Raw genomic sequence first — 10628 nt, 5'->3', positions numbered from 1 at the left:
GTAATCTCAAAAAGATAGTCCAATATCTTCTTTCTTAATCATTTTTGTATCTTGAAGGTCACAAATACAGCCTTTGACTGTTTTATAATTTCCTGAAATTCTAGTCTCCTTACCTTTACTATCTGTAATTATGATTCCGGCGGAATAAGATTCACCTTCTGCATGATATGTTCTGAACAATAAATATTCAAAACCATTATTTTTAAACTGAAGATTATCTATTTCCATTCCTGCGTTTTCAACGCCTCCGCCTCGCCAGTACGAATTATAATGAAATTTCTTCCAGCTTTCTTTTGTTCTTTCTTTCGGAAATTCCATTTCAATTTTGGTTTTAGTTCCAAAACGATATTGAATGTATTTATTGGTTTTGTCTTTTACCAGATACATTCTCTTTGCGTTTCTTGTATCGAAAGAATAAATGATGTCTTCATTGGGTAAAAGGTATTGTGCCCAAAATAAGAGTGGAATTAAAAAATAAATTAAGATAAAGAACTTTTTCACTTATTCTTTAATTAATAAATTTTTCAAATCCTCCCAAAACATAGGATATGATTTCTCCACTACATTTTCCTCTTCAATAGTCAGTTCCTTTATTAAACAAAACGGTGCAAAGCTCATCGCCATTCTGTGATCCTGATATGTTGCAATGGAAATATTTTCCTGAGGTTCGTTGAAACTAGTGGATTTAATCGTCAAATCTGTGAATTCTGTTTCCGTACCCAGCTTTTTCAGTTCATTATGTAAAGCTAAAAGACGATCGGTTTCTTTTACACGCAAAGTTTCTAATCCTGAAATTTCAAAAGGAATTTTCAGGGCTGCTGCGGTTACACAAAGTGTTTGGGCGATGTCCGGACAATTATTCATATCCAGAACGATCTTTTCGGGAAACTGAAATCCTTCAATCGGCTCAAGCATTAGTTTATGCTCCTGTTCCGTGAAAGTCGTTTTAATTCCGAAAAATTCTTCATAAATTTTTACAATTGCCGAATCTCCCTGTGTAGATTCTTTGTAAAAGCTTTTCAAATGAATGGTTTTTCTTCCCAAAGCGACGAAAGAGTAGAAGTAAGATGCAGAACTCCAGTCGCTTTCCACTTCGTAATTGATAATTGACAATTGACTATTCACATCAAATTTTTCCACTTTGATCGTATTTCCGATGAAACTGCTTTTAATTCCGAATCGGGTTAAAATGTTGAGCGTCATTTCAATATAAGACCGTGAAGTCACTTTGCCAACCAGATTTATTTCCAGTCCGTTTTCCAGTTTTCCGGCAATCAGAAGGAGAGAGGTGATGAACTGGCTGGAAATATCCGCCGGAACATCCACTTTGGTCTCCGTAATTTTTCTTCCGTGAATTTTAAGAGGCGGAAATCCTTCATTTTCCAGATACTCAATTTCGGCACCCAGATTTTGCAGAGCAGTAACCAGATTTTTGATCGGTCTTTCTTTCATTCTCTTGGAACCCGTAAGAATTGTTGTCTTTCCCTCCTGAATAGAATAATAGGACGTAAGAAAACGCATCGCCGTTCCCGCGTGATGGATATCCACAATTTCCGAATCTTCAGATAAGGCTTTTTTCAGGAGTTGTGTGTCCTGAGAATTCGATAAATTCCCGATTTCTATATTTTTAAACAGACTTTCTAAAATCAACAAACGATTCGAAATACTTTTCGAACCGCTGATCTGTATGGTTTTGTTTTCCTGTAGTTTTGATTTTTCTAGCTTCTTCATTGTTCTTCTAAGTTGGAAGCCCGAAGCTGGAAGATGAAGGTGAAAAGTTTGGTTTAAAAACTTCCGGCTTCCAAATTCCGGCATCCGGCTATTTTAATTTTTCATTATTCTGATGGCGGTCTTTATCGCGATCCGTCTTGATCTTCATTTTTCTGTCAAAAGCTTCCTGCAGATTAACTCCGGTCTGATTGGCCAGACATAACGTTACAAACAATACATCAGCCAGTTCCTCTCCTAAATCTTTGCTTTTATCGCTTTCCTTCTCACTTTGTTCTCCATATCTTCTAGCGATGATTCTCGCCACTTCGCCTACTTCTTCCGTCAACATTGCCATATTGGTCAGTTCATTGAAATAACGAACGCCAATGGTTTTGATCCATTCGTCAACTTGCTGCTGCAGATGTGTAATTTCCATTTATGGTTTGTTATTGATCTTTTCTTCTAATGCAACTATTTTTGCTTCCAGTGTTTTTATTTCTTCTTCATAATAGGCAGAATCTCCGATGTTCCCGGTAAAATCTGCAAATCTTTTCAGAAGTTTTCTTACCGTGATATACACAATAATCAAAACGGCAAAAGCCCCGATTTTTACAATATCAAAATCCATTTTTTAAAAATATTGATAAGCTCCCACTGTAGGATTTGAAGTTCTTGAAACATTGGCTATATCCGTTGGAACCGTTGCCGCAACAGCTGTACTTCCTTTTCCAATTGCCGGAGAATTCTGTTTTACTCTCAGATTCATCTTGGCTGCGAAATAATTAACAAACAGCGGATCCAAATTTTTAAGAGACTGAATAACTCCCGGGCTTGTATTAAAATCAAAACCGGCTTCCGAAGTTCCGGAATATTTGATAAGACAGTTCTGAATAGTAAAATTAAATAAATTCGGCGGAGTCTGTTCAAAATTAACCGAATTGTCACGGTCAGAATAAACGATGCTGTTTCTTAAATTAAAGATCAGTGCTCCGTATTCTTTTACTCCGGATGCATTTGTCCATTCATTAGCGGCTAAAATTCCGTTTCGGTTATAAGAATGCAGAAGATCCGAATAATTGGCAATCGTGCAGTGGGTAAAATTATGCGTTCCTCCTTTAAAAATTCCTACCGCAGATTCTCCGCAATTATTCATCACAAGATTTTTTGCAGTAATGGTAGAAGCAATGGCATAAATCCCATATTCCTGAAACGTATGGATAAAAGAATTGCTGATATTGGCATTGGTCTGCTTCATGTCAAGACCTTTTGTTCCTCCGAAGAGTCTTGCATAATTCATGTTGAGGGTAGAACCGGCTTCCATTTTAATAGAATTCCAGTTCTTAGGAATTGTATCGTAGGCAGGATCATTTCTGTCTCCGCGAAGTGTAACATTGTTGGCTAAAGTACCGTTAATATTCAGTGTGGCTCCGGCAAGCACTTTCATTCCGCTGTTTTTGTGGAAATAGACTTTTGTTCCCTGTTGAATATTCAGAATAACATTCTGGTCAATCGTCAAATCTCCGTAGATAATTTTAGCTTTATTGTTATTCCATGTTGCGTCGGAAGTAATAATATTCGAATTCGTAGGGGTTTTTATAAAAAATTCCGCATCCTGAACCACAGAAAATAATACAACCTGTTGTTGTCCTACAGGACTCTGGAATAATATCTTATCTTCAGCAATCGCTTCCGGACCGGTTGCTTCCGGTGCAATTTCAACGAAAATATACAGACTGTCTTTTTTTCTTAACGGGACATCCTTAAAGTCATATCCCGGTTTTCCGTCCACATTGATCTTATACAGAGAAGTTGCCCCTTTTTGCAGATGAATTCTCGGGATCAGAATATCTTTGTCTTCATTATTATATACTTTTACCGCATATGTTTCTGAACGAACCTGATGATAAACCGTATCGCAGAAAACCGTGTCTTTGGAAAAGCTTAGTTCCTGAGAAGGAGCGTCGAAACTGATGTCGTCCTTATTACAAGATACAGCCATAACAAGCATCCAGAAAGAAAAAGCCAGTAATAATTTGAATTTCATCGAAATTAAAGTTTAAATAGATTTCAAATTTAACGAAAATACTTTGAATTTCTTATGAAGAAAAAAATATTGATCGTCTATTTGTAATTTTAAAAAATTATTGTATTTTTGCACCCTAAAATTAGCAGAGAAATATCCATTACTATTTCGAAAGCAAACTTTAATTTTTTAAAAATTGTATTATGAAAAACGGAATCCACCCAGAAAATTATAGACTTGTTGTTTTCAAAGATATGAGTAACGACGAGGTGTTTCTTTGCAAGTCTACTGCAGAAACAAAAGATACTATCGAGTACGAAGGACAAGAATACCCATTGATCAAAATGGAGATCTCTTCAACTTCTCACCCTTTCTACACTGGTAAAGTGAAGTTAGTTGACACTGCAGGTAGAGTTGATAAGTTCATGAACAAATACAAAAAATTCGCTAAGTAATTTTTTGTGATCATAATATTTAAAAGTCTTTCGGTTTCCGGAGGACTTTTTTATTGTATTTTTGTTTAGACGTTAAACATTCATTTTAAACTAAAAACTGAACGATGCAATTAGTATTTTCAGATGCACAATATTGGGAAGATTTTCTTCCGCTTACTTTTACACGTCCCGTTGCAGAAATGCGATGCGGAATCCTTACTTTCTCTGAAAGATGGCAGAAAATTTTAGAAAACACCGAGATTTCTTTCTTCACGGAAATGTATCTGCAGGGAAAATTTCCAGAACCAGCAAAAAAAGAAAGTCTTTTTCTGGTAACGAATTTTTTACCGACAGAAAATGTGATTCAGCAGATCAAAGATCTGAAACAGGGAGAAGCATTGGTTTATGAAGACGAATTAGTCGCTGCAAAAATCAATATGGATGGTTTTTCTCTGCACCAGATCGAGAAAATGACGGATATTAAAGAAGAACTTATTTTCTTTAAAAAACCAACGGATCTTTTTACCTATAATAAAGAAGCTATAGATTTCGATTTTGCATTGCTTACGAAAGGCAGAGTTTCTCAGGAGCTTTCTTCAACCAATGGATTTTTAGGAAATAAAGAAGATCTGTTTATAGAAGAAGGAGCACAAATTGAATTTTCGACCATCAATACAAAAACAGGCAAAATCTATATCGGGAAAAATGCTGAGGTAATGGAAGGCTGTAATCTTCGTGGTCCGATTGCTCTGTGTGAAGAGTCTAAGTTTAATTTAGGCGCGAAGATTTACGGAGCAACAACAATTGGTCCTCATTGCAAAGTGGGCGGAGAAGTTAATAATATTATCATTTTTGGATATTCTAATAAAGGGCATGACGGTTTTGTTGGAAATTCGGTGATCGGAGAATGGTGTAATCTGGGAGCAGATACCAATTCTTCCAATCTTAAAAATAATTACGCTCCTGTAAAATTGTGGAACTACAGAACCAAATCTTTTGAAGATACAGGATTGCAGTTTGCCGGTTTAATTATGGGAGATCATTCTAAAACAGCGATCAACACGCAATTAAATACAGGGACTGTTGTAGGAGTTGCTTCCAATATTTTCAAAGAAGGTTTCCCGCCGAATTTGGTTGAAAGTTTTTCTTGGGGCGGTTTTAAAGGCGATGAGAAATTTAAATTAGACAAAGCCTACGAAGTTGCAGAACGGGCAATGGCAAGAAGAAAAATGCCTTTAACAGACGAAGATAAGGCTATTTTTAAACATATTTTTGATGCGTATTGAAAAATAAAACCTCAGAAAATCCTGAGGTTTTTTAATTATTTTAGTTCTTTTGCGATCATTATTTTTTCGTTGATGATGTTATTCCATAATAATCCATTTGTTGCGGTATAATATTCGTTAGATGAATTTTTTGGCTTTAATTTAAAATAAAAATCATATGATCCTCCAACAATTCCCTTATCTGGAATATATAAAAATCTGTCAATGCCGCGATGTTCATCATATCCATCCTGCATCCACCATCCATCAAAAGTCCAAAACTGATAGGCCTTCTTTCCTTTTATAACTAGTTCTTTAGATAAATAATTTCTGAAACTGTATGGAATATCAATATTTTTGCTGAGATCAGCATCGCGAGGATCCATGATAAATTTTTGACTGGGAATTTGTTTCTTGAAACTTTTTTCCATTTGTTGAATAGTTACCTTTTTTTCGCTAATATTAATCGTACCATATGTAGAAACAAGAGGTGATTCTAAATTTGCAATACTAAAAAATTCTGTTAAACATTTCTTAGATACATAATAGCTGCCATTTTCTTTTTTAATAAGTTTATATTGAAAAGTCTTTTTTTCTAAAGTATTATTCATTTTCCAATCACTTAGCATACTAAGCATTTTTTCTTTGGAAAATACTTTATCTTTTATTTTGTCGTAATTAATAATCATCCAGTTATTGCCTCTTTCGTCCATTCTAGGAAGAATATTTTCATCAAGATCTGGTAGTACAGATAATAGCAATATGTTTTCTTTAGAAATAAATATGTTAAAAACATTGATATCTTTTTGAATATTATAAAGATCTTTAGTGTCTAAAGTATATTCATTTATCTTAAAATTTGTTTTTAGGTCATCTAATAAAAGATACTCCTGTGCGAGAAATAGATTTGATATTAATAGTGTTATTGTCAGTATTACTTTCATAATTTTAATTTATGGACATTTTGTTCCTAAGTTATTTCCCAGTAATGTGTTCCTTTCATTGTTGTTTAATTGTGCCTGTTCCGGAGTTAATGTTGTTATACCAGCTCTTGATATAGCTGTGATTACATTATTGGGGAGATTAGGATTGTATTGTGAAACGATATTTTGTAGTGTTGTTAAAAATGGGACTAGTTGTGCGTGTCCTTCAATGAAAGTAAATGTATTGGTAATAGTTTCATTTGATGCATAATCGTATCCAACGGTTACGCCAGGATATTGTGCTTGAAATTCTGTATTTCCTAATTTATATAATTGATATTTTAAAAAGGCATGAAGAACTTCATGATACATAGTAACCAATATATATTCTTTTGTTGCATTTAGTAATACTTCATCATTTAAATTAATAACGGCATTGAAAGTATCAAATTCTGTGCTATATGTGGCAAAGGTTTCTCCGTCAGTAGTCCCCAATCCACTCTTTGCCCTAAAGGTAATATTATATTTTGTATTATTTTGAAATATTTGTCTCATATTCGAAGCAATACTGTTATTTAAATTTGGTAACTGTTGGGCAATACTATGTGCACATGGGTAATTTTGTAGTTGATCAATTGTGATATCTTGATTGGAATTTTCATTTCCTCCACCACTTCCTCCACCACCGCCGTAGTCGTAGCCTCCGCCACCGCTATCTTCCCATCCCGGACTGGAGTAATCTAAAAAGTTATAGCAATTGGTGTAGTAGTTGGTTTCCCAATAACCTCCAGCATTAGGATTAGACTCGTTATCAGGATACCACATGGATATCGTTTTGGTTATACAAACTATCCCTTTCTGTGTGTTTGTATTATCCGCATCTGTCTTGTATCGGCTATATTTTCCATAGGTGATGTTTTGGAAAAAAGCTTTGTTGGTCTCGGAATTTTCGTAACGGAAGTAAACTTTTTTATCGAACCTTGCACAAGCCAATGTATTTACTACTTTACCATTCTCTATGATGGGAACCACCATAAAAGATTCATCATATCTTCCCATGCTCATGGCATAATCCCAATCTGGAGTTCCGGAAAATTTCTTGATTTTGTCCTCGTATTCGGAGTAAATTTTCATTACATTTTTAATGTACTTTTCATCTTCTTTCCAAAGGCTTTTAGAATGGTACTCTGCAGATGTAGGATCGGAAGAAGAGTAAATGTCATCATGTATACACGATTGTATACTCAAGGTGAAAATGGCAATAAATGTAAGCCATGAAATTAGTTTTTTTTGTCGTAAGCATTTGTTGTTTTGTGAATTAAAGATAATATTTTTTTTATAACTCTACAAAGGTGTGATAAAAATATTGAGAAAATACAGTAAAATATTACTGATATCCGTATTATTTTTCTAAAGAAAAATTTTATGTACTTTTGAAGTAAATACTTTTATATTATGACTTTAGGTGAAAAACTAAAAAAAGCAAGAATTAACAAAAACTTTTCACAGGAATATCTTGCAGAAGTTCTAAATGTTTCCCAAAAAACATATTCTAATTTTGAGAACGATAAAAGTAAACCGGACTTTCATCAGGTTGAAAATATTGCAAAAACCTTGGATGTTAGTGTTCTTGATTTTTTAAGTGGTGATAGTATTACAGTAAATCAAACAAATAATGAAATTGCTGTAGCACAAAACTACGCTCCAATTACAGCTTCTGAAAAGTTAATAGAACAGTATGAGCAAAGGCTTAAAGATAAAGATGCGGAGATCGCATTTCTCAAACAGCTTCTCCATAAAAAATAGAAACTTCAAATTTTTTTGAAGTTTTTTTATTTCTAATGTAATAAAATGTAAAATCCGGTTGTCTTACTTATAGAAACAAAACTTATGACCCAAGAAACTTTCAGAAGTACGGTATTCATTCTCAAAGATGAGATGTATCGCTTTGCGAAAAGGTTTGTCATGAGCAGTGATGAAGCAGAAGACGTGGTGCAGGATCTTATGATTAAATTCTGGCAGAAGAAAGATGAGCTGGAGCAGTTTGGGAATTTAAAATCATATGCCATGAAATCGGTCCGGAATGAATGCCTTAACAGACTGAAGCATCACGATGTAAAGTTAGGATTTGCAGATATGCAGCTACACCGTTCCGAGCTTTACAGTATGGAAGTCAATAATTTAAAGGAACACATTATCGGTTTCATTAATCAGCTTCCGGAGAAACAGAAAATGGTAATCCATTTGAAAGATGTAGAAGAATATGAAGTCTCGGAAATCGGCGAAATGCTGGAAATGGAGGAAAATGCAGTAAGAGTGAATCTTATGCGGGCAAGACAAAAAGTAAAAGAACAAATTTCACAATTGATGAGCTATGAGCAACGACAAATTTCAAGATAAATACGAAGAAATCTTCCAGAATTTAAAGGAAGAAAAAATGAACTGGGATTTTGATGACTTTCTGAAAAAAGCAGAAGGAAAAGAAGAGGATGTTCAGGAAAATGAAATACCGGTTATCCCGATTGATACGAAAACAAAACCATCGTTCCCGAAATGGTTCTGGATGGCTGCAAGCGTAGTTTTGCTTTTGAGTGTTGGTTTGATATTTAAATATACTCAAAATTCACATGTAGAAAATCAGGCTCAGATCGTTGAAAATCAGATAAAGAGGCAAAAAGATAATTTCATTAAGGAAAATAGTGAACATACGGAACAGGTCGCGTTAAATCTGCCGAATGATACTGTTTCCGGAGCGAAAAAAGATTCAGTGTTTCAGGAAAATCCAGTTGCCGACAAAGATTATCTGGATGAAATTTTACCCAAAAGAGGAAGGCTGAAGAAAGAAAGAAAACCGAAGTATGTCTATAATTCCTCTAAAGCTTCAGATTCTACAGGATATAAAGATTCTTATGTTATCGTCAACGGAAAAAGGATCGAAAATGTAGAAGAAGCAATCAACGTGACTAAGTATTCATTTCAAATATTTGCAAATAACGTTAGTGAAAAATTAGCAAAACCAGCCGTCGTAGACGACGATTATTAATTAACCTTAAAGATTATGCACCTGATCAGGCACTGATAATCAAAAATAAAAAATTGACTCATGAAAAAGATATTCATAATATTTGCACTCGCTTTTTCCCATTTCTTCAATATTTACGGGCAGGAAAAAGATAAATTAGATCAGCTTTTTGATAAATATCAGGAAGTGGAAGGAGTAACCTCCATTAAAATTGCCAAACCGATGTTCGGAATGTTAAGCAGTCTGGATCTTGGAGATGCTGAACTGGATCAGATCAAGCCGCTGTTGTCTAAAATTAACGGACTGAAAGTTTTCATTGCCGAAAAGCCACAGGACGGAAGCTCTTCCAAAGGACAGAAGCTGTCACAGATCAATAAAGACATTTCTTCTTATTTAAGCAATCTGAAGTACAGTGAAATTATGACAATGAACAGTAACGGGGCTAAGATTAAATTTCTTTCGGCGGAAGAGAAAAACGGAATTTTGGATGATCTTTTGCTTAGCATCGATAGCGGAGGAGAAGAAAACATTCTGGTAAAACTGGACGGAAAACTTTCGATGAATGATATTAATAAAATTATCAATTCTACAGAAACGAAAACAAATCCGATTACCAATACAAGAAACAATTTTACTTCCGAAAATACGTCTTCTTATCTGAATGGCGAATCTAGAAATGTGGGTGAATTCTCAGGAATTCAGGTGAGTACAGGTGTTAATCTGGTGTTCAAGCAGGAAAGTCCGACCAATGTAAAGGTAATTGCCGATGCCGATAAGCTTCAGTACATTGTTACAAAAGTTGACAACGGTGTTCTGAAAGTGTATGTTGATAACAAAGGACAGAAAAATTTAAAATTTAAAAACATCAGTGTCAACGTTTCTTCGCCAAGAATGGATAACATTAAAGCATCTTCAGGAGCAACCTTTACCACGATTAATTCTGTAAAAGAAGATAATCTTACCATTGATGCATCTTCTGGTTCTGTAGTGAAAGGGAAGTTTAATATCTCAAATAATGCTTTAGTGGAAGCGTCTTCAGGAACAAGCGTAAAAGTTGAGGTAAATTCCAGAAGCTTCGTTTTTAAAGGATCAAGCGGTTCTGATACAAGTCTTGAGGGAGAGGCCGGAACAGCAACTTTCGATATCAGTAGCGGTGCAGTTTGTAAAGGTGAAGATTTTCAGGCAAAGCAGGTGGAAGCAGAATCTACTTCAGGATCCAGCCTTTCTGTAAACGTTACCGATAAATTAAAA

General features: G+C 34.8%; 13 protein-coding genes. 6 read left to right on the top strand and 7 right to left on the bottom strand.

Features of this window, described 5'->3' with window-relative positions:
* Positions 1-6: 6 nt before the first annotated feature.
* The 5 genes from WFK35_RS15905 to WFK35_RS15885 all read right to left on the bottom strand — a co-directional run bounded on the left by WFK35_RS15905 (position 7) and on the right by WFK35_RS15885 (position 3754).
* Positions 7-501: a hypothetical protein gene (locus WFK35_RS15905; RefSeq protein ID WP_235131676.1), complete on the bottom strand. Its 495-nt coding sequence runs from the start codon at positions 499-501 to the stop codon at positions 7-9.
* On the bottom strand, positions 502-1731 hold the full coding sequence (locus WFK35_RS15900; RefSeq protein ID WP_336733411.1) for a 3-phosphoshikimate 1-carboxyvinyltransferase: 1230 nt from the start codon (positions 1729-1731) through the stop codon (positions 502-504). It abuts the gene before it with no gap.
* Between the two features lie 88 nt (positions 1732-1819).
* Positions 1820-2146 (bottom strand): nucleotide pyrophosphohydrolase, encoded by a 327-nt coding sequence (locus WFK35_RS15895; protein WP_076396420.1) that lies wholly within the window; start codon positions 2144-2146, stop codon positions 1820-1822.
* A complete protein-coding gene (locus WFK35_RS15890) occupies positions 2147-2338 on the bottom strand; it encodes a hypothetical protein (RefSeq protein ID WP_336733410.1) in 192 nt (63 codons plus the stop codon).
* A 3-nt stretch (positions 2339-2341) separates the two neighbouring features.
* Positions 2342-3754: a hypothetical protein gene (locus WFK35_RS15885; protein WP_336733409.1), complete on the bottom strand. Its 1413-nt coding sequence runs from the start codon at positions 3752-3754 to the stop codon at positions 2342-2344.
* Positions 3755-3936: 182 nt separating this feature from the next.
* On the opposite strand from WFK35_RS15885, the gene WFK35_RS15880 reads away from it, so the two are divergent.
* Together WFK35_RS15880 and WFK35_RS15875 are read left to right on the top strand one after the other, a co-directional pair.
* Positions 3937-4188 carry a type B 50S ribosomal protein L31 gene (locus WFK35_RS15880; RefSeq protein WP_002976190.1) on the top strand — a complete coding sequence of 84 codons (252 nt, stop codon included), beginning with the start codon at positions 3937-3939 and terminating at the stop codon, positions 4186-4188.
* 104 nt (positions 4189-4292) lie between these two features.
* Positions 4293-5453 carry a GlmU family protein gene (locus WFK35_RS15875; protein ID WP_336733408.1) on the top strand — a complete coding sequence of 387 codons (1161 nt, stop codon included), beginning with the start codon at positions 4293-4295 and terminating at the stop codon, positions 5451-5453.
* A gap of 35 nt (positions 5454-5488) precedes the next feature.
* Here WFK35_RS15875 and WFK35_RS15870 read toward each other — a convergent pair whose 3' ends face one another.
* Both WFK35_RS15870 and WFK35_RS15865 read right to left on the bottom strand, forming a co-directional pair.
* Positions 5489-6376 (bottom strand): hypothetical protein, encoded by an 888-nt coding sequence (locus WFK35_RS15870; protein WP_336733407.1) that lies wholly within the window; start codon positions 6374-6376, stop codon positions 5489-5491.
* Positions 6377-6385: 9 nt separating this feature from the next.
* The gene (locus WFK35_RS15865; RefSeq protein ID WP_336733406.1) at positions 6386-7603 is read right to left on the bottom strand and encodes a hypothetical protein; all 1218 of its coding nucleotides are present in this window, start codon (positions 7601-7603) and stop codon (positions 6386-6388) included.
* A 207-nt stretch (positions 7604-7810) separates the two neighbouring features.
* On the opposite strand from WFK35_RS15865, the gene WFK35_RS15860 reads away from it, so the two are divergent.
* From WFK35_RS15860 to WFK35_RS15845, 4 genes are all read left to right on the top strand, one after another.
* Entirely contained in the window at positions 7811-8161 is a 351-nt protein-coding gene (locus WFK35_RS15860; RefSeq protein WP_336733405.1) for a helix-turn-helix domain-containing protein, read from the top strand.
* Positions 8162-8245: 84 nt separating this feature from the next.
* Positions 8246-8755, top strand: coding sequence for an RNA polymerase sigma factor (locus WFK35_RS15855; RefSeq protein WP_235131682.1), 510 nt, complete (start codon positions 8246-8248; stop codon positions 8753-8755).
* Positions 8730-9398 carry a hypothetical protein gene (locus WFK35_RS15850; protein WP_336733404.1) on the top strand — a complete coding sequence of 223 codons (669 nt, stop codon included), beginning with the start codon at positions 8730-8732 and terminating at the stop codon, positions 9396-9398. Before WFK35_RS15855 ends, WFK35_RS15850 begins: the two co-directional genes overlap by 26 nt.
* A gap of 60 nt (positions 9399-9458) precedes the next feature.
* Positions 9459-10628 (top strand): DUF4252 domain-containing protein (locus tag WFK35_RS15845; protein ID WP_336733403.1); only part of this gene is annotated, 1170 nt, incomplete at its 3' end.

It is taken from the genome of Chryseobacterium sp. VD8, assembly GCF_037149975.1.
GTDB lineage: Bacteria > Bacteroidota > Bacteroidia > Flavobacteriales > Weeksellaceae > Chryseobacterium > Chryseobacterium indicum.
The sequence above is the reverse complement of the archived record's forward strand: the minus strand, read 5'-3'. Positions and strand labels throughout refer to the sequence as shown.